General features: G+C 31.7%; 17 protein-coding genes. 11 read left to right on the top strand and 6 right to left on the bottom strand.

Features of this window, described 5'->3' with window-relative positions; all coding sequences use genetic code 11:
• The first annotated feature begins 86 nt into the window (after positions 1-86).
• The gene (locus tag ACJJV4_RS07305; protein WP_405292946.1) at positions 87-2,507 is read left to right on the top strand and encodes an outer membrane beta-barrel protein; all 2,421 of its coding nucleotides are present in this window, start codon (positions 87-89) and stop codon (positions 2,505-2,507) included.
• A gap of 356 nt (positions 2,508-2,863) precedes the next feature.
• Here the strand turns inward: ACJJV4_RS07305 and ACJJV4_RS07310 are convergent, their stop codons facing one another.
• The 5 genes from ACJJV4_RS07310 to ACJJV4_RS07330 form a co-directional block, all read right to left on the bottom strand.
• Positions 2,864-3,376: a hypothetical protein gene (locus ACJJV4_RS07310; protein WP_405292948.1), complete on the bottom strand. Its 513-nt coding sequence runs from the start codon at positions 3,374-3,376 to the stop codon at positions 2,864-2,866.
• Positions 3,348-3,491, bottom strand: coding sequence for a hypothetical protein (locus tag ACJJV4_RS07315; protein ID WP_405292950.1), 144 nt, complete (start codon positions 3,489-3,491; stop codon positions 3,348-3,350). Before ACJJV4_RS07315 ends, ACJJV4_RS07310 begins: the two co-directional genes overlap by 29 nt.
• 193 nt (positions 3,492-3,684) lie before the next feature.
• Positions 3,685-4,089: a tRNA (adenosine(37)-N6)-threonylcarbamoyltransferase complex ATPase subunit type 1 TsaE gene (tsaE, locus tag ACJJV4_RS07320; protein WP_405292952.1), complete on the bottom strand. Its 405-nt coding sequence runs from the start codon at positions 4,087-4,089 to the stop codon at positions 3,685-3,687.
• A 338-nt stretch (positions 4,090-4,427) separates the two neighbouring features.
• The gene (locus tag ACJJV4_RS07325) at positions 4,428-4,571 is read right to left on the bottom strand and encodes a hypothetical protein (protein ID WP_405292954.1); all 144 of its coding nucleotides are present in this window, start codon (positions 4,569-4,571) and stop codon (positions 4,428-4,430) included.
• Positions 4,572-4,979: 408 nt separating this feature from the next.
• On the bottom strand, positions 4,980-6,533 hold the full coding sequence (locus ACJJV4_RS07330) for a PglZ domain-containing protein (protein WP_405292956.1): 1,554 nt from the start codon (positions 6,531-6,533) through the stop codon (positions 4,980-4,982).
• 131 nt (positions 6,534-6,664) lie between these two features.
• Here ACJJV4_RS07330 and ACJJV4_RS07335 point away from each other — a divergent pair, with 131 nt between their 5' ends.
• The 10 genes from ACJJV4_RS07335 to ACJJV4_RS07380 all read left to right on the top strand — a co-directional run bounded on the left by ACJJV4_RS07335 (position 6,665) and on the right by ACJJV4_RS07380 (position 19,847).
• Complete coding sequence (locus tag ACJJV4_RS07335; protein ID WP_405292958.1) at positions 6,665-7,885, top strand: HD domain-containing protein; 1,221 nt, start codon at positions 6,665-6,667, stop codon at positions 7,883-7,885.
• A gap of 51 nt (positions 7,886-7,936) precedes the next feature.
• Positions 7,937-8,962: a UDP-3-O-(3-hydroxymyristoyl)glucosamine N-acyltransferase gene (gene lpxD / locus ACJJV4_RS07340; protein WP_405292960.1), complete on the top strand. Its 1,026-nt coding sequence runs from the start codon at positions 7,937-7,939 to the stop codon at positions 8,960-8,962.
• Positions 8,949-10,355 carry a bifunctional UDP-3-O-[3-hydroxymyristoyl] N-acetylglucosamine deacetylase/3-hydroxyacyl-ACP dehydratase gene (locus ACJJV4_RS07345; RefSeq protein ID WP_405292962.1) on the top strand — a complete coding sequence of 469 codons (1,407 nt, stop codon included), beginning with the start codon at positions 8,949-8,951 and terminating at the stop codon, positions 10,353-10,355. Before lpxD ends, ACJJV4_RS07345 begins: the two co-directional genes overlap by 14 nt.
• A gap of 59 nt (positions 10,356-10,414) precedes the next feature.
• Positions 10,415-11,200: an acyl-ACP--UDP-N-acetylglucosamine O-acyltransferase gene (lpxA, locus tag ACJJV4_RS07350; protein WP_405292964.1), complete on the top strand. Its 786-nt coding sequence runs from the start codon at positions 10,415-10,417 to the stop codon at positions 11,198-11,200.
• Between the two features lie 60 nt (positions 11,201-11,260).
• A complete protein-coding gene (gene efp / locus ACJJV4_RS07355; protein WP_405292966.1) occupies positions 11,261-11,827 on the top strand; it encodes an elongation factor P in 567 nt (188 codons plus the stop codon).
• A 32-nt stretch (positions 11,828-11,859) separates the two neighbouring features.
• Positions 11,860-12,792 carry a UDP-3-O-(3-hydroxymyristoyl)glucosamine N-acyltransferase gene (locus ACJJV4_RS07360; protein ID WP_405292968.1) on the top strand — a complete coding sequence of 311 codons (933 nt, stop codon included), beginning with the start codon at positions 11,860-11,862 and terminating at the stop codon, positions 12,790-12,792.
• Between the two features lie 87 nt (positions 12,793-12,879).
• Positions 12,880-13,758, top strand: coding sequence for a succinate--CoA ligase subunit alpha (sucD, locus tag ACJJV4_RS07365; protein ID WP_405292970.1), 879 nt, complete (start codon positions 12,880-12,882; stop codon positions 13,756-13,758).
• A gap of 100 nt (positions 13,759-13,858) precedes the next feature.
• Positions 13,859-16,828, top strand: a complete 2,970-nt coding sequence (locus ACJJV4_RS07370; protein WP_405292972.1) for a M16 family metallopeptidase — start codon at positions 13,859-13,861, stop codon at positions 16,826-16,828.
• 174 nt (positions 16,829-17,002) lie between these two features.
• Positions 17,003-17,749: a 3-oxoacyl-[acyl-carrier-protein] reductase gene (gene fabG / locus ACJJV4_RS07375; protein WP_405292974.1), complete on the top strand. Its 747-nt coding sequence runs from the start codon at positions 17,003-17,005 to the stop codon at positions 17,747-17,749.
• Between the two features lie 64 nt (positions 17,750-17,813).
• Positions 17,814-19,847, top strand: a complete 2,034-nt coding sequence (locus ACJJV4_RS07380; protein WP_405292976.1) for a VWA domain-containing protein — start codon at positions 17,814-17,816, stop codon at positions 19,845-19,847.
• 69 nt (positions 19,848-19,916) lie between these two features.
• Here ACJJV4_RS07380 and ACJJV4_RS07385 read toward each other — a convergent pair whose 3' ends face one another.
• On the bottom strand, positions 19,917-20,717 hold the full coding sequence (locus ACJJV4_RS07385; RefSeq protein ID WP_405292978.1) for a universal stress protein: 801 nt from the start codon (positions 20,715-20,717) through the stop codon (positions 19,917-19,919).
• Positions 20,718-20,872 lie beyond the last annotated feature (155 nt).

The following is a 20,872-nucleotide window of genomic DNA, read 5'->3' on the forward strand; positions in this document are numbered from 1 at the left end:
ATGTAAGAATTTTGATTGTTTTTAGTGCGGGCATACCGCAAAATGTATTCGTTTTTTTATTTTAAGTTTGCATTAAGTTTGTATGTATGATAAGAAAAATTGTTACCATATTTTTATATTTATTTTCAATTACAGGGCTCTCTCAAAGCTTGGAAATAAAGGGTAAAGTTGTTGATATTGAAAATAACCCTGTAGCTTTTGCTAACATAATAATTTTAGATGGTACAAGTAGTTCTGGTTTTAAAGGAGCGACATCTAATGAAACTGGTGATTTTGAGATTACTAATTTAAAAGCTAAGGATTATACATTAAAGATTAGTTTTCTAGGATATAAAACAGAAGTTATTGAACTTAAGTTAGATAAGAGTGTTTTACTTGGGGTGATTACCTTAAAAGATGAGCAGCAAGAACTTGATGGTGTGTTTTTGGTAGCTAAAAAACCAACTGTAAAACGCATGGTGGATCGCTTAGTTTTTAATGTTGAAAACTCCACATTATCTAATAATAATATGTTAGATGTTTTAAAGCATACACCGGGTGTTTTAGTTAATAATGATGGTATTTCTATAAAACATTCAAATCCTACAATTTATATTAACGATAGAAAGGTTCATTTATCTACAAATGAAGTTTTACAGCTCTTGGAAAGTATGCCTGCCAATAATATAAAGGCTATTGAAGTAATAACGTCACCACCGGCTAAGTATGAAGCAGAAGGAGGTGCTGTGCTAAATTTTATTACCAGTAAAAATTTAATTTCGGGTTATAACGGGAGCGTTTTTGGTAATTTTAAGCAAGGTTTTAAATTTCCGAAATACTCAGTTGGAACAAGTCATTTTTTTAAAGGAGAAAAGATAGATGCCTACATTAACTATAATATAAGTCCAAGAAAAGATTATAGAGATAATGACGAGTTTATTAATTTTATCAATAACGATGGCGTTCGTTCTAGTTGGGAAACTGATTACAAAAGAACTCGAAAATCATCAAATCAGAATATAAATAGTAATATCGATTATACCATTGATGATAGGAATACATTGAGTTTTTCTGCTAATTTAATGTTTCTACCAAAATCGGGAACAGAAACAGATATTAATTCGTTAACTGAAGTTTATGGTGCAGCAGGTGTATTAGATTCTACGTTTAATACCATGAACAGTGCTGTAGATAAAACAACCAATGCTGCTTTTACCTTAGATTATTTTCATCAATTAAGTGAAAATGGTGAGCAATTATCATTTAGTGCACATCACACAAATTTTAGTTTTAATAGCGACCAAGATGTAAATACAGAATATTTATTTCCCGATCAAAGTTTAATTAGAAATAATAGATTTGAATCAATTTCTAATCAAGATATTAAGCTTTACACGGGGCAATTAGATTATGAGCTTCCAGTAAATGAAACTGATTTCTTAGAAGCAGGAGTTAAAGCTTCATTTATAGATTCAGAGAACGTATTAGATCGTTTTTTTGTTGATAATGGAACTAGAGTAGAGGATTTAGATAATTCTGATACCTTTTTATACAATGAAACTAACCTTGCTGTATATGGTAGTTATAGTAAAGATTGGGATCAGTGGAGTTTAAAAACAGGGCTAAGAGCGGAATACACAAATATTGAAGGAAATTCACTGTCTGACAATGAAATTAATAAATCTGATTATTTGAAGTTTTTTCCAACGCTTCATGTGATGAACGTTTTAAATGAAAACAACGAAATCTATTTCAATTACAATAAGCGTATTTATAGACCTAGATATAGCCAATTAAATCCGTTTAAGTTCTTCTTGAGTGATAACTCATATAATACCGGGGACCCTAATTTAAAGCCCCAAATAGATGATAATTTTATTTTAGGTTACACCCTTAACGCAAAATATACTTTTGAGCTTTATTATAGAAATGAGAGCAACCCTTCTATACAAATAGTGTTTCAAGATAATGATTCTAAACTGTTGAAGAATGTTGATACCAATATAGATAGGAGTATATCTTACGGATTAGATTTTACAACATTTACACCAGTGATATCTAATTGGGATCTTTATGTGTATTCCTCTTTGTTTTATTATGAAAATAGGTTTGAAGCCTTAGAAAGTAACGACCAATTGTATACTACTGATAAGTGGTCGGTGTATTTACAAATGGTAAATTATTTTTCTTTTCTAAAGGATAAAACATTAACAGCAGATGTTATGTTAACTTATATATCTCCTTTGGTAGATGGGCCTAGTGAAACAAGTACTAGAGCAGGCCTAGACATTAATATCCGGAAAACATTTTGGGATAATAGAGCGTCTTTAACAATAGGAGTTACCGATATTTTTAATGGCCAAAACTTTATGCAAACCACAAAATATTTAAATCAAGATATTTTATTGAATTCCAGAATGGAGAATAGATTGTTTACGCTTGGTTTTAATTATAAGTTTGGTAATTTTAGATTACAAACTAATAAGAAAGATATAGAATCTACAGAACGAGAAAGATTGCAACAATAACTCTATTATGTTCTCTTTTTTAAAGCTTAACTTTTTAAATTAATATAGAGAAGAGTTGTTTTTTATATTAAGCCTGTAGATAACGGTTAAGGTTATATTCTAGTCCTTGATACTAGATTTTAATTGTTATTTAACTCAATAAGTTTTAAACCTATTCAAAACGTTTTAAAGGAAGAAATCCGCAAAGCTAAATTGGCTTGCGGATTTTTTTATGCGGTTATCTCGTATTTTTTAATACTATTTCCAGAAAATTATTAAAAGCGGTTTTAAATACTACCGTTTAAGTTTTACCTAGGAAATCTCTCGTAAAGTTTAAATAAGAAAAATATTATTGCTAATAGAGTAGTTGCTTGCTATTAAAAATATTCTTTTATTTTATGCCAAAAACTTTTTGGCGAAACTTTAAATTCGTCCTCTAAATCTTGTAAGGACTTGTTTGCGTTATTTACCTTATTAAATATTTGTGCTCTTATTAGGTAAATGGAGGGAATAATTATAATCATAATTGGAATCAAATACACAAGTTGATTTGAATCCACATACATTAAATCATCATTTATTGTTGTAAATATTTGGTATATGTACATTGAAATTGGCACTAGCAACGTGTGGTACCACCAATGGCGACAAGTAAAAAACCAAATAAATAGTAAAAATAGGGGCATTGCTTTTCCCATTAAGGTCCAAGCAACAGTAAGCATACTTCCGTAATATTTACTATCATATCTAAACAAAAAAGTATCCCAAGTTGGTGTATTTGGGACACTTTCGTAAAGGTAAAATAAATAGGGTGTAGCCGCAATTAAAGTTGCTACTATACTTCCTATTATCAAACTTTGCTTATCCGTGCGTTGGAACTCTGATTGCACTTCTTTGAATTTTTGCAGTTTGTTGTTCATTTTGATTAATTGTGTTAGCTGCATAAGCTGTAAACAACATTCCTCCGAAAATCGCAACTGCGATTAAGTAATTTTTTGCTTTCATTCTATAGGGGGTTTTTAATTATAATTCAAATCTAATTAAAGACTGAGCTGTAAAACCTGCTAAAATGTTAAAATTATGTTAAAAACATTGTTTTTGAAAATTCTCATTGAGGGTTTCCCGTAAAACACTATTTTTTAGGAACTTTTTGGTTGTTATAGCTTGCTACTCGCTATTGTTGTTAGGGTTAATTTAATTATTTGGCTATTAATTGTCGTTGATTTTCTGATTGAATAGATAACTTTATAATATTTTCATTACCTGATAAAATTGGTTCTATAATATCGGGCCATTCAATTATTATCCAATTATCAGAATCCAAATAATCTTCAATACCAAAATTATAGGCTTCTTCTAAATCGTTAATTCTATATAAATCAAAATGAAAAATTTTTTCTTCATTCAGTTCATATTCATTTACAATGGAAAACGTCGGGCTGCTAACATCGTCAGTACTACCTAATGCTTTCACAATAGCTTTAATTAATGTTGTTTTACCAACACCCATATCGCCGTAAAATAACAGGGTTCTTGTTGTGGTGGAATTAATAAGCTGTTTCGCAACTTGTTCGACCTCGTCTATTGTATAATTTATATTCAATTCGAAAATTTTAACATAACAATATTAAGGAATATAATTTAAAAACCCCAAAAAAAAAGATCATTGTGATTAGTGTTTATAATGGTTGACGTAATTTCTGATATTTAAGAAACTTGAGCGTTTTTTATTTTAATCAGTGTTGCTGTAGTGTATAGATATGAATTTATGAAATGTCTTACAGGTTTATTTGTTCTTTAAATTTAAATAAAAACATAAATAATATCCAGTTGTTAATTTAATCTTAGAAATAAAAAAAGTGTTCCAGATGTTTGACCATCTAGAACACTTTTTAAAGAATATTAATTAAATAATTATAGTAATACTATAATTATAAATTTTTAACCGTGCGTTGGTACTCTAATTGCACTTCTTTGAATTTTAGCGGTTTGCTGCTCATCTTGTTCAATAGAGTTAGCTGCATAAGCTGTAAATAACATTCCTCCGAAAATCGCCATTGCGATTAAGTAATTTTTTGTTTTCATTCTATAGGGATTTAAATAATTATATTCCAAATCTAAATAAAGAGGTCGTTGTAAAGTGTGTTAAAATGTTAATATTATGTTAAAACCATTGTTTTTTATTGAAAGTGAGTGCGGGTTTCCCGTAAAACAGTGGTTTTTAATAATGTTGATATCGAAATAAGTTGGCGCTAGCGATTCTATAAGGGGTTTGGGACTCAAGTGTTTTTTTTAGATTAATATTTCTATCATTAAATTAACTTCTTTTAAAACTTTATTTATTGATGAATTGGCATATTTGGCTTGGTTAAGCAGAGGTATTGCAAAAAAATAAGTCTATAGTAGTTTTATGATTTAAAACTAGTATAGACTTATTGAAGTAAAATTTTCGCTATTCAACTAAATGAAATGCCGGATTTTTTTTGAGATGTTTTATTTTGGATTAAATACTACGAAAGGAATAATCATTTCTTCTAATGATACACCTCCATGTTGATAAGTGTTTCTGAAATAACTAACATAATGATTATAGTTGTTTGGATAAGCGAAAAAGAAATCGTTTTTAGCAAAAATAAACGAGCTGCTCATATTTATAGAGGGTAAATGAATTTCTTTTGGGTCTTTAGCAACAAATACTTCCTTACTCTCATAGGTTAAACTTCGCCCCGTTTTATAACGTAGATTCAAACTTGTATCGCGGTCTCCAATAACCTTCGATGGGTTTTTTACATTTATAGTACCGTGGTCGGTGGTTAAAATAAGTTTAAAGCCAAGTTGCTGTGCTTGTTGTATCATTTCTAACAACGGTGAATTTTTAAACCAGCTTTGTGTTAGAGAGCGGTATGCTTTATCGTTAGAGGCTAATTCTTTTACAACTTCCATTTCGGTTTTTGAATGAGAAAGCATATCTACAAAATTATAAACTACAACGGTTAAATCGTTCTTTTTTAAGCTATTGAAGTTGTCAACTAATTTTTTTCCAGATTTTAAGTTTGTTATTTTGTAATATTCATGCTCTAGATTGCTAAGTCCTAAACGTTTTAATTGAGTTTCTAAAAACTCGGCTTCAAATAAATTTTTACCACCTTCATCTGTATCATTTTTCCAATATTGAGGAAAAAGCTTCTCCATGTCGCTTGGCATTAAGCCCGAAAAAATAGCATTTCTTGCATATTGTGTTGCTGTTGGTAGAATGCTAAAAAAGGCTTCTTCTTTTTCTTTTTTATAATAATTGTTAATAATAGGTTCAAAAACCTTCCACTGATCATAACGCAAATTATCTATAACAACTAATAGTGTCGGTTGCTCTTTACTTATTTCTGGTGCAATTTTTTCTTTAAAAAGCGTATGCGACATTATAGGCGCATCGGTATTAGGTTCAAACCAATCGGCGTAATTCTTATCTATAAATTTACCAAAGTGCGAATTGGCTTCGTTCTTTTGAGATTCTAAAATTTCAAACATACCTACATCTTCAATATCTTCTAGCTGAATTTCCCAATAAATTAGTTTTTGATAAAGGCTAACCCATTCCTCAAAACTATTCACCATAGATAAATCCATAGCTATTTTTCTAAATTCTTGTTGATAGTTAGATGTTGTTTTTTCTGAAACTAATCTCGAGTGATCCAGATTCTTCTTTAAACTTAATAGAATTTGGTTAGGGTTCACTGGTTTTATAAGGTAATCGGCTATTTTATTTCCAATAGCTTCCTCCATAATATATTCCTCCTCACTTTTGGTAATCATCACGACCGGTAGGTTGTCTCGTTTCTCTTTAATTTCATGTAAAGTTTCTAAGCCACTAAGTCCTGGCATGTTTTCATCTAAAAACACAATATCGAAATTTTCATCATCCAAAATATCAATAGCTTCAGAGCCGCTATTGCTTTTTGTAACTTGGTAGCCTTTCTTCTCTAGAAATAATATATGTGGTTTCAATAAATCAATTTCATCATCTACCCAAAGTATTTTTATTGTATTCATTTGTATGTTTTTGTAAAGGTTTATAAAGTGTAAAATATTAAGATATCATTGATATTCACGAGCACTAAAATTTTAGTTAGGCTCATATCATATACCTATATTTGTAAATAATAATTGTAAAAACTTAAAGTTTGAACAAACTAAAGATATTAAACGACCCAATTTACGGATTTATTACTATTCCAAATTCGCTAATATTCGATTTAATTCAACATAAATACTTTCAACGCTTACGTAGAATTACGCAAATGGGTTTATCATATATGGTATATCCTGGCGCACACCACACCAGATTTCATCATGCCATTGGTTGCGTGCATTTAATGCAACAAGCTGTTAATGTGCTGCGTTTTAAAGGGGTTAGCATTTCTGACGATGAAGAAAACGCACTTTACATAGCTATTTTATTGCATGATATTGGGCACGGACCTTTCTCGCATGCCATGGAGCATAGTATTGTAAATAATGTATCTCATGAAGAAATTTCGATGCTTTTTATGGAGCGTTTAAATGAAGAATTTAACGGAAGTTTAACGCTGGCCATTGAAATATTTAAAGGTAATTACCACCGCGAGTTCATGTATCAGCTTATTTCTGGTCAGTTTGATATGGATCGCGCCGATTACTTAAAACGTGATAGCTTTTATACAGGTGTCGCCGAGGGAAACATTAATAGCGAGCGTTTAATTACCATGTTAAATGCTGTAGACGATAAATTAGTAGTTGAAGAAAAAGGAATTTATAGCGTAGAGAAGTTTATAATTGCCCGCCGTTTAATGTATTGGCAAGTGTACTTACATAAAACAGGTATTGTTGCCGAGCAACTTTTAATACGTGTTTTAAAACGCGCTAAAGAATTAACGTTAAAAGGTGTAGAACTTGAGGCTAGTAAACCATTACAGTATTTTCTTAAAAATGAAATTTCTATTAATGATTTTAATGACGACATATTAAATGTGTTTTCTCAATTAGACGATTATGATATAATTTCGGCTATGAAGGCATGGCAATTTCACGACGATTTTGTTCTGAGACATATTTGCGAAATGATAATAAACCGTAATTTATTAAAAATAAAACTCAAGAATAAGCCTATTAAAAAGCAAACCTTAGAGAAAGAAATTAAAACCTTTGTTGCTAAACATAATATCACTAGGGAAGAGGCTGAGTATTTTGTGTTTACCGGAAGTATTTCTAATCAAGCATATCAATTAAAAAAGCAAGGAATTAATATACTGCATAAGTCTGGTAAAATTGAAGATATTGTAAAAGCATCCGATCAACTTAATTTAAAAGCACTATCAAAACCGGTTACCAAATATTATATATGTTACCCTAAGGTTAAAGTTTAACACATTTTTCCTATTTTTGCCAAAAATTAAACAAAACAATAAATCTTTAGTGTGAAGTTTACTGCACAACAAATAGCGGGTATTTTAGAAGGAGAAGTTGTCGGGAATCCTGAAGCTGAAGTCTCTAAGCTATCAAAAATAGAAGAGGGCTTCGAAGGTTCTTTAACCTTTTTAGCCAATCCTAAATACACCGCACATATTTATAAAACACAAGCGTCTATTACTATTGTTAATAAAACGTTTAAACCAGATACCGATTTAAAAACAACACTTATTAAGGTCGATGATGCCTATATGGCGTTCTCTAAAATATTAGAGTATTACAATTCGGTTAAGCTTAACAAAGTTGGTATAGAGCAACCAGCTTTTATATCAGAGTCTGCGAAATATGGAGAAAACTTGTATTTAGGAGCTTTTAGTTATATTGCGGATAATGTAGTTGTAGGGAATAATGTTAAAATTTTTCCGAATAGTTATATTGGAGATAATGTTACTTTAGGTGATAATACCATTATATTTTCTGGAGCTAAAATTTATTCAGATACACAAATAGGTAAAAACTGTGTAGTTAATTCTGGAGCTATTATTGGTGCTGACGGATTTGGATTTGCTCCAAACGAAAACGGTGGTTATAACAAAATACCTCAAATAGGAAATGTAATTCTAGAGGATTTTGTTGATGTAGGCGCCGGTACAACTATTGATAGAGCAACATTAGGTTCTACTATTGTGCGCGAAGGTGTTAAATTGGATAATCAAATTCAAATAGCGCATAACGTTGAAATTGGTAAAAATACAGTAATTGCAGCGCAAACAGGCATTGCAGGATCTACACATATAGGCGAAAATTGTCAAATTGGAGGTCAGGTTGGTATTGCAGGCCATATTACTATTGGTAATAATGTAAAAATACAAGCGCAGTCTGGTATTGCTAGACATGTAAAAGATAATGAAATTCTCCAAGGCTCACCAGCTTTGGCTATTAGCGATTATAATAAGTCGTATGTTCACTTTAAAAATCTTCCTAAGATTGTTAAAAATATAAATGATTTAGAAAAAATAAATGGGAATAGTTAATACTGAGATCAAACAAAAAACCATTCTAAAAGAAGTTACTTTAACAGGAGTTGGTTTACACACAGGTAAAAATGTAACTTTAACTTTTAAACCTGCAGCTGCTAACTCTGGCTTATGTTTTAAACGTGTAGATTTAGAAGGTGCACCTGTAATTGAAGCCGATGCTAATTACGTAACAAGCACGCAACGTGGTACATGTTTAGAGAAAAATGGAGTAACCATTCAAACATCAGAACATGTTTTAGCCGCTTTTGTTGGTTTAGATGTCGATAATGCTTTAATAGAATTAAATGCCGCGGAACCGCCTATTATGGACGGATCGTCTAAGTTCTTTGTTGAAGCTATCGAGAAAGCTGAAATTGTTGAGCTAGACGCTTTTAGAGAAGAGTATGAGGTAACCGATATTATTTCGTACATAGACGAAGAGTCTGGTAGTGAGATTTTAGTAATGCCTGCCAAAGAATATCAAATTACTACTATGGTAGATTTTGGTACTAAGGTTTTAGGAACTCAAAATGCTACTTTAAATCAAATTTCAGATTTTAAAGAAGATATTTCAAACTCTAGAACATTTAGTTTTCTTCATGAAATAGAAATGCTTTTAGAGCATGGGTTAATAAAAGGTGGTGATTTAAACAATGCTATTGTTTATGTAGATAAAGCCTTATCTCCAGAAACTATGGAGAAGTTAAGAGTAGCCTTTAAAAAAGATAATATAGCCGTTAAACCAAACGGTATTTTAGATAATTTAACACTGCATCACCCAAATGAAGCGGCTCGCCATAAACTTTTAGATGTTTTAGGTGATTTAGCATTGGTTGGTACACGCATTCGTGGAAAAGTAATCGCTAACAAACCGGGGCATTACATAAATACGCAGTTTGCTAAAAAATTATCAAAACTTATTAAAATAGAACGTAGAAATAACGTGCCTAAAATAGATTTGAATCAAACACCTTTAATGGATGTGAATCAAATTATGGATATGTTACCTCACCGTCAGCCGTTTTTATTAATCGATAAGGTTTTTGAATTGTCTGACAGTCATGTAATAGCTCAGAAGAATGTAACTATGAACGAAGAGTTCTTTAAAGGGCATTTTCCAGGCGCACCAGTTATGCCAGGTGTTTTAATTGTTGAAGCTATGGCACAAACTGGCGGTATTTTAGTTTTGAATACAGTTCCAGATCCAGAAAATTATTTAACATTTTTCATGAAAATGGATAAAGTTAAGTTTAAGCAAAAAGTAGTTCCTGGCGATACGTTAATATTTAAATGTTCGTTAATTACACCAATACGTCGTGGTATTTGCCATATGCAAGGTTACGCTTACTCAAACGGTAAACTTTGTGCAGAAGCAGAATTAATGGCTCAAATATCAAAAGTAAAATAAGTAGGTCTAAGCAGGTAAACCTTGCTTTAACTTATTAAGACTAAACTAAAAACTTACAAATGAATCAACCATTGGCATATGTGCATCCAGGTGCAAAAATTGCAAAAAACGTGGTCATAGAGCCTTTTACAACCATACATAACAACGTTATAATTGGCGAAGGCACATGGATAGGTAGTAATGTAACCATTATGGAAGGTGCCCGTATCGGCAAGAATTGTAATATTTTCCCGGGTTCTGTAATTTCTGCAGTTCCGCAAGATTTAAAATATAACGATGAGGATACCACTGTTGAAATTGGAGATAATGTCACTATTCGTGAGTGTGTTACCATAAACAGAGGAACCACAGATAGAATGAAAACAGTTATAGGTAATAACTGTTTAATTATGGCATATTGCCACGTTGCTCACGATTGTATTGTTGGTAACAACTGTATTTTTTCTAATAATAGTACGCTTGCCGGCCATATCACTATTGGTGATTACGTGGTTTTAGCAGGTATGACGGCTGTACATCAATTTGTATCTATTGGTAATCATGCCTTTGTAACTGGCGGATCGTTAGTTAGAAAAGATGTACCTCCTTTTGTAAAAGCAGCAAGAGAGCCACTTTCTTATGTAGGAATTAATTCTGTAGGATTAAGAAGAAGAGGGTATATGACAGAGAAAATTAGAGAAATTCAAGATATCTATAGAATTTTATATCAGAAGAATTATAATAACACACAAGCGGCTGAAATTATTGAGGCAGAAATGGAAGCCACTCCAGAGCGTGATGAGATTCTTCAGTTTATCAAAAATTCTCATAGAGGGATTATGAAGGGATACTTCAAAGCAAATTAAAACAATTAGTTAATCTTTCAAAAAAGGGTTAAAACAAATATTAAATTTCAAAATTAAATTATGGTAACTACAAGTGATATTAGAAATGGTTTATGTATTAGATACAATAATGATATATATAAAATTGTAGAATTTTTACATGTAAAACCAGGAAAGGGTCCAGCATTTGTAAGAACTAAAATGAAAAGTGTTACAACAGGAAAGGTTTTAGATAATACGTTTTCTGCTGGTCATAAATTAGAAGATGTTCGTGTTGAAACACATAAATTTCAGTATTTATACAACGATGGTGAATTTTACCATTTTATGAACGAAGCAGATTATACTCAAATCCGTTTATTAGAAGCGGCTTTAGATAACCCTGGTTTAATGAAAGAAGGCGAAGTAGTAACGGTATTAATTAATACTGAAGATAACTCTCCTCTTTCTGTAGATTTACCAGCAAGTGTTGTTTTAGAAATTACAGCAACCGAGCCAGGTGTTAAAGGCAATACAGCAACAAATGCGACTAAACCTGCAACCGTAGAAACTGGTGCAACTGTAAATGTGCCTTTATTTATTAATGAAGGTGATAAAATTAAAGTTGAAACAGCAAAAGGAACTTACAAAGAGCGTGTAAAAGAGTAAAACAATTCTTTGCAATATAGTTTTCTAAACCTATGAAATTTCCAAAGCAACATACATTAAAACAAATTGCAGACCTAATTGGTTGTGAGTTTGTTGGGGATATAAACTTCCCTGTTCTTGGCATGAATGAAATTCATGTGGTAGAAGCAGGTGATATTGTTTTTGTAGATCATCCAAAATATTACGATAAAGCTTTAAATTCTGCGGCAACTATTATTTTAATTAATAAAAAGGTTGAATGTCCAGAAGGAAAAGCATTATTGGTTAGTGACGATCCGTTTAGAGATTTCAATACTTTAACCAATCACTTTAAGCCCTTTCAATCGGCTAATAGTGCTATTTCAGCATCAGCTAAAATAGGACAAAATACGGTAATTCAACCTAATTGCTTTATTGGTCATAATGTTGAAATAGGCGAAAACTGCATTATTCATGCTAATGTTAGTATTTATGATGATACAGTAATTGGCAATCATGTTACTATTCATTCAGGAACGGTTCTGGGTGCAAATGCATTCTATTATAAAAAACGTCCTGATGGGTTTGATAGATTAAAATCTGGTGGGCGTGTGGTTATTGAAGACCATGTTGATATTGGAGCGGCATGTACCATAGATAGAGGTGTAACAGCCGATACACGTATTGGTTACGGATCTAAATTAGATAATCAAATTCAAATCGGTCATGATACTGTTTTAGGTAAAAAATGCCTTATTGCATCGCAAGCAGGTATTGCTGGCTGTGTTGTTGTTGAAGATGAAGTTGTCATTTGGGGACAAGCTGGTGTAAAAAGTGGCATTACTATCGCTAAAGGCACGGAGCTCTTTGCGCAATCGGGCTTAGGGCATTCAACAGACGAAAATAAAGCATATTTTGGTTCGCCAGCAGGTGAAGCCAGAGCAAAATTTAAGGAATTAGCCTATATTAGAAAGATTCCAGAAATATTAAATTCAATAAAAAAATAACGAAAAAGTAATTGGGATTTTACTTTAAAAATAGAATTCAAAAAATTACTTTTGTTAAGTAAATAAAATAACGATAAAAAATCTTCTATGAGCGTTTTAGTAAACAAAGATTCAAAAATAATAGTTCAAGGTTTTACAGGTAGTGAAGGTACTTTTCATGCCAGCCAAATGATTGAATACGGAACCAACGTTGTTGGTGGTGTTACACCAGGAAAAGGTGGTCAAACACATTTAGATAAACCTGTTTTCAATACTGTATTAGAGGCAGTAGAACAAGTAGGAGCAGATACTACTATTATTTTCGTACCGCCAGCTTTTGCTGCCGATGCTATTATGGAAGCTGCCGATGCTGGAATAAAGGTTATTATTACAATTACAGAAGGTATTCCTGTTGCTGATATGATTACAGCATCTAGCTACATAAAAGGTAAAGATTGTCGTTTAATAGGCCCTAACTGTCCAGGTGTTATTACTCCGGGTGAAGCTAAAGTTGGTATTATGCCAGGTTTCGTTTTCAAAAAAGGGACTGTTGGTATTGTTTCTAAATCAGGAACTTTAACTTACGAAGCTGCTGACCAAGTTGTAAAACAAGGTTTAGGTATTACTACGGCCATTGGTATTGGTGGAGATCCAATTATTGGAACATCTACTAAAGAAGCTGTTGAATTATTAATCAATGATCCAGAAACTGAAGCTGTTGTAATGATAGGTGAAATTGGAGGTCAATTAGAAGCAGATGCTGCTAACTGGTACAAAGCGAGTGGTAGTAAAAAACCTGTGGTAGGTTTTATCGCTGGTGAAACTGCACCTGCAGGTCGTACTATGGGACATGCTGGAGCTATTGTTGGTGGTAGTGATGATACTGCACAAGCAAAAAAGAAAATCATGAGAGCATGTGGAATTCACGTTGTAGATTCTCCTGCTGAAATAGGAAAGAAAATTGCCGAGGTTTTAGCTAAAAAATAGAGAAAACTTTAATAGAATTCATTTTAAAAAACGTTAACTAAATGTAGTTAGCGTTTTTTTTATGCTTAATTTTAAGCAAATGTATCTAAAACTTTAATCTATGAAACAAATTAAAACAGGCCTTATGTTAGCAATTTTAGTTATTTGCTTTAATTGTAAAACAGATAAAAACTCGGAAGTTGTTGCTGCTACAACAGCTCATACCGATGTTAATGGGTTTTCTTATGAAATTACCGAAAACGACCCAACCGGTTTAAGACTTTACACCTTAGAAAATGGATTAAAAGTTTATCTAAGTAAAAACACCGATGAACCTAAAATCCAGACTTATATTGCTGTTCGTGCTGGCTCTAATTACGATCCCAAACAATCTACTGGTTTAGCTCATTATTTAGAACACATGGTCTTTAAAGGCACAGACAAAATAGGTACCCTAGATTGGGAGAAGGAAAAAGTATATTTAGATTCTATTTCAAATTTATATGAAGCGCATCGCGCAGAAAATGATCTTGATAAAAAGGAAGAGTTATACAGAAAGATAGATGAAGTTTCTCTAGAAGCATCTAACTATAGTGTTGCTAATGAATATGATAAAATGATTAGTTCTTTGGGAGCGACAGGAACTAATGCACATACTTGGTTTGAAGAAACGGTTTATAAAAATAAAATTCCTGCTAATGAATTGGATAAATGGTTAACTGTAGAAAGTGAGCGTTTTAGTATGTTGGTTTTACGTTTGTTTCATACAGAATTAGAAGCTGTTTTTGAAGAATTTAATAGAACTCAAGATAGTGATTTCAGAAAAGGATATTATGCTATGTTGAAAGGCTTATTTCCTAATCACCCTTATGGTCAACAAACCACCATTGGTAATGCAGAGCATTTAAAAAATCCTTCGTTAGTAGATATTCATAATTACTTTAATACGTATTATGTACCTAATAACATGGCAATGGTTTTAGTTGGAGATTTAGATTTTGATGCTACCATAGCAAAAGTTAATAAAGCTTTTGGTGCATTTGAAAATAAAGAAGTTACTCACCCAGTTTTACCTAAAGAAGAACCCATTGTATCCCCAATAACTAAAGAAGTTTTTGGCCCAACAGCCGAAAATGTATCTATAGCATTTAGAGCTAATGGCATTGGTAGCGAAGATCAAAAATTTGTAACCTTGGCAGATATGATTTTAGCTAATGGAAACGCAGGTTTAATAGATTTAAATTTAAACCAGAAGCAGGTTGTACAAAATGCCAGCTGTTCTCCAACATTTTTAAATGATTATGGTTACCACCAATTTACAGGGACGCCAAAGGAGGGGCAGTCTTTAGATGATGTTAAAGCTCTTTTATTAGAACAAATTGAAAAATTAAAGAAAGGCGAGTTTGATGATTGGATGATTGATGCTGTGGTAAACGACTTAAAACTGAGTCAAACCGAACAATACGAAAACAGTACGGCTTTAGCTTCGGCATATTATAATGCCTTTATTCATCATGAAGATTGGGCTAGTAAAGTGAAGTTTTTAAACGATTTAAAAAAAGTAACTAAACAAGAATTGGTAGATTTTGCTAACAAATTTTACCAAAACAATTATGTGGTTACCTACAAACGTCAAGGTGAAGATTCTAATATTGTTAAGGTGCAAAACCCGGGTATTACTCCGGTTCATTTAAATAGAGATAAAAGTTCTGAGTTTTTAACGGCTTTCAATAATATGAAGTCTGAAGATTTAAAACCAAAGTTTATTGATTACAAAACGGCTATTAAAACTACAGAAACCAATAATGGTATCGAGGTATCTTATATTGAAAATGAATTAAATGATTTATTCGATTTAAACATTATTTTCGATATGGGTGGCGATAACGATAAAAAATTAAAGCTAGCGGCTAATTACATGGATTACTTGGGAACTGCTAAGTATAGCAACGAGGATCTAAAAAAGGAGTTTTACAAGCTTGGCGTAAGTTATTATGTTTTTGCTGGAGACGATAAAACTTATGTTGGACTCAACGGTTTAAAAGAAAATTTACCGAAAGGGTTAGAGCTTTTAGAACACTTATGGAATAACGCGGTTCCAGATCAAGATGCATATAAAAAATACATAGAATCTATTATTAAAGGACGTCAAGATAGTAAAGGACAAAAAGGAAGTATTCTTTGGAACGGTTTAATGAGTTATGGTAAATATGGCGAAAAATCTCGTTTAAGAAATATTTACAAAACCGATGAGTTAAATGCTATCGATCCTAAAGAATTGGTTGATATTGTTAAGGATATGAAAAACTACAAACAACGTGTTTTCTATTACGGAAAAGATATTGCTGCTGCTGTAGCGGCTCTAAATACAAGTCATACTATTCCGAAAGATTTGAAAAAATATCCTGAAGCTTTAGTTTATGAAGAACAAGAAACAGGTGGAAATGTTTACTTTGTAGATTTTGATATGGTACAGTCGGAAATGTTATTCTTAGCAAAAGGTGAGCCATTTAAAGCTGAAAATATTGCTGCTTCCACGTTATTCAATACTTATTTTGGTAGCGGATTATCGTCCATAGTGTTTCAAGAAATACGCGAATCTAAATCTTTAGCATACTCTGCTTTTTCGAGTTACCAAATGGCTGATCAAAAAGAAAATGCGAATTACGTTATGGCATATATGGGTACACAGGCTAACAAAATGCCACAGGCTGTAAGTGCTATGATGGACTTAATGACCGATATGCCTGAAGCTGAGAAACAGTTTAATGCCGCTAAAGAAGCTACTCTTAAGAAAATAGCAGCACAGCGTATTACTAAATCTAATATTTTCTGGAATTATGAAAGCTTGAAAAAACTTGGTATTGAGAATGATAACCGAGAGGAAATGTATAATACTATAAAAGGTATGACTATTGAGGATTTACGTGACTTTTTTAATAGCAATATAAAAGGAGAAAAGTATAATGTAATGGTTATAGGAAATAAAAAAGATATTGATTTTAAAGCTTTAAAAGCGCTTGGTAAAGTTCAAGAAATGGATGTAGATTATCTATTTAATTATGAAAAAAACGAAAAATTAAAAATGTAAACAAAAAGCCGATAAGTTTTTCTACCTATCGGCTTTTTTTATGTGCAGTTATAATAGGAATTCTTATATTTGATTTTGGTTAAAGATTAGCAATAATCGTTAACAAAGTTATAAATAAACTAAAATTTTATTCTGTAATTTATAAATGAGGAATAAAAAATAATAAGTAAATAGATGAAATTATTAGAAGGAAAAACGGCTATAGTTACTGGTGCAAGTAGAGGTATAGGTAAAGGTATAGCTGAAGTTTTTGCACAACATGGTGCAAATGTCGCGTTTACATACAGTTCGTCTGTAGATGCAGCTAATGCATTAGAGAAAGAATTAAATGCGCTTGGTGTTAAAGCTAAAGGTTACCAGAGTAATGCAGCAAGTTTTGAAGAAGCTCAAAAACTAGCGGCCGATGTGGTTGCCGAATTTGGAAGTATCGATATTCTTGTTAATAACGCAGGGATTACTAAAGATAATTTGCTAATGCGTATTAGTGAAGAAGATTTTGACACCGTAATTGAGGTGAACTTAAAATCGGTTTTTAACATGACTAAAGCAGTACAACGTACTATGCTAAAACAACGTAAAGGTTCTATAATTAACATGAGTTCTGTTGTTGGGGTAAAAGGTAACGCAGGACAAACCAATTATGCAGCATCAAAAGCTGGAATTATTGGTTTTTCTAAATCGGTGGCTTTAGAGTTAGGTTCAAGAAATATTAGAAGTAACGTAGTTGCTCCAGGTTTTATTGAAACTGAAATGACAGCGAAATTAGATGAAGAGGTTGTAAAGGGGTGGCGTGCAGGAATTCCATTAAAACGTGGCGGTACTCCAGAAGATATTGCAAATGTATGCGTGTTTTTAGCTAGTGATATGTCGGCATATGTAACAGGGCAAACGTTAAATGTTGACGGCGGAATGCTTACATAGTTTCAGTTTTGTTTTTTTATACCGTGAAAACGGAGTTCTCATTAAAATAGACTTAAAAGCTTAAATGCAAACAGAAACAATAATTTACATTATACTCGCTGGAATATTAGCGCTTTCATTAGCTCTATTTCAGTATATAAATAAAAGGAAAAGCATGTCTAAATTGAACATGCTTTTTACTTTTTTACGATTTAGTAGCATATTTTCACTTTTTATTTTACTGATAAACCCTAAATTTAATCAAACTACATTTACAACAGAAAAACCAAACTTGGTTATTGCCGTAGATAATTCGAATTCTATAAAACACCTCAATCAAACCGAAAAAGTTAAAACTTTAGTAAAAACGATTTCGGAAAATTCAGAATTAAACAACAAGTTTAATCTTGTCTTTTACACCTTTGGAGAAACTTTTAAAGCTTCAGATTCATTGAGTTTCTTAGAAAAACAATCTAATATTAACGAAGCATTTACTCAATTATCACAAATTTATAAAACAAGTAATGCGCCAACAGTTTTAATTTCCGATGGAAACCAAACACTGGGTAACGATTATGAGTTTGCTAGCAATACTTACAAGCAGGCCATTTACCCAATAATTTTGGGAGATACTATTACTTATGTCGATTTAAAAATTCAGCAATTAAACGTCAATAAATATGCTTATTTAAAAAATAAGTTTCCGGTAGAGGCTATTGTAGTCTATAGTGGTAACACTAATGTCACCTCTAGGTTTATTGTTAAACAAGGTAATGCAACAGTATTTTCGGAAAATGTTACATTTTCGAAAAACAATAATTCTAAACTTCTCAATTTTACTTTGCCCGCTTCACGAGTTGGCGTTAGTAGTTATAAGGCTTTTTTAATTCCTATTGAAAACGAAAAAAACACGGTTAATAATTACAAAAATTTTGCTGTTGAAGTTATAGATCAAAAAACAAATATAGCTGTAGTTTCTACCTTTTCACATCCAGATTTAGGAAGCTTAAAGAAAAGTATTGAGAGTAATGAACGCAGTAAGGTTTTATTTTTTGAGCCGAATGAATTTGTTTCAAAAATAAATGATTTTCAATTAGTTATACTATATCAGCCAAACAGTAAGTTTAAAAACTTGATTACTAGGTTAAACGCTGAAAACAAGAATAGATTTATTATAGAAGGTAGTAAAACGGATCTCGATTTTCTAAATGAAAACAATAAAACTTACGATCACGAAATAACAGATCAAACAGAGGCTTATCAGGCAGAGTTAAATTTAAATTATTCTCCTTTTTTATTAGATGATATTAATTTTGAATCGTTTCCACCGTTAAAGTCAAATTACGGATCGGTAGTGTTTGCGGTTCCTTTTGAAACTATTTTGTACAAGAATGTTAATGGTATTTCAACTAAAGAGCCCTTATTTGTCACTTTGGAAACGGAAGGGAGAAGGGAAGCTGTATTATTTGGTGAGAACATTTGGAAATGGCGTTCACAGAGTTTTTTAAATACCAAAGGTTTTAATGCGTTTGATGATTTTTTAGGAAAAACAATACAATATTTAGCTTCTAATAAAAAACGAAACCGCTTGAACATCGATTACGAATCTTTTTATAACGGAAGTGGAAACATAGTGATTAAGGCAGAGTTTTTTGACAAGAATTTTGTTTTCGATTCAAGAGAAAGTCTGCAAATAAAACTCATAGATAAGGTTTCAAAAGAAGAAAAAACACTACCACTTATTCTTAAAAATAACAACTACCAGGTAGATTTGAGTAGTTTGCCTCCTTCAGAATATGGTTTTACTGTTAGAACTACAAAAACCAATTTATCGAAATCGGGAAGTTTTCAAATTTTGGAATATAATGTGGAGCAGCAATTTTTAAATGCTGATTCTAAAAAATTAAATCAATTAGCAGTAAGTAGCGATGGTTCTAGTTATTTTATAGATAATTGTGATGCCTTAGTAAGCGATTTAATAAACGATACTAGATATCAATCTGTTCAAAAAAGGCACAATACAAGCCGTCCGTTGATTGATTGGAAGTATCTGCTTGCAATAATAGCTTTAGCGCTATCTATAGAGTGGTTTTTAAGAAAATATAAGGGATTGATATAATATCGCTAAACTTTATAAAAAAAAACATAACCTAATTAAAAAAGGTTATGCTTTCTTTTAATGTTTATTCTAACCGTGAATTGATAAAAGGGGAATATCTAATCCTGAAGACATAATTCTTGTTTTACTCTTATGAATTAATGAAGACCAAAAACCATGCTCATAAGGCACCATGATTAATACATCTGGTTTATATTCTAACATTTCATTTCTTATTTCGTCTATTACAGCTTCGGATTGCACATTTTTATAGTAATAAGATACTTCTTCCAATGGTTTTAAAATTTCAATGTTACTTTTTAATTCAGATATTTTATTCTCAACATGAAAAACTCTTAATTCAGCATTAAATTTCTTAGTAGTTTTCTTTATTTCTTTTAAAATATTCTGTGCTATTCCTTTCTCTAAATCGCAAGCAAAAAGAATTCTATCAATACTCTTATATTGCGTTTTTAACGGAACAGCCAAAATAGGGATTTCTATTTTATTAATGGCTTCAGAAGTTGTACTACCTAATAAGTCGCCTTCTATTGTTTTGGTATGCATACCCATAACAATGAGATCTGCGTGGTGTTCTTGGATAACGCGCTCCAACTGTTTAAAATAATCGCCCATTGCAAAATCGACAATAATTTCTACATCATAAGTTTCTGATAGTTTTTTAACTCGGTTCTCCGTTTTTGTTTTGGCGTAATCTATAGATTGTAATATATTTTTATATGGTAATCTTGCTTGTACAGCATGAATTGACAAGATGTGTAAATGAAAAAGAACCAATTTAGAACCTGCTTTTTTTGCAATTTGTATGGCATATAGGGTTGCGTTTTTGGCTTCCTCAGAAAAGTCGGATGATACAATTATTGTTTTCATTTTAATAAATTTTTATGGTTGAAAATCTATATTAAATGTATGCATTTATGCAGTAAATAGCTACAAATTTAACACTTGTTTTGTGATGGCTATAATCGGTTTTAAATTGGTGAAAACTGTTTAAATACCGTATCTTTGGTAACTAAATAAAAATT

Source organism: Algibacter sp. Ld11, from assembly GCF_045066735.1.
Classification (GTDB): Bacteria; Bacteroidota; Bacteroidia; order Flavobacteriales; family Flavobacteriaceae; genus Algibacter.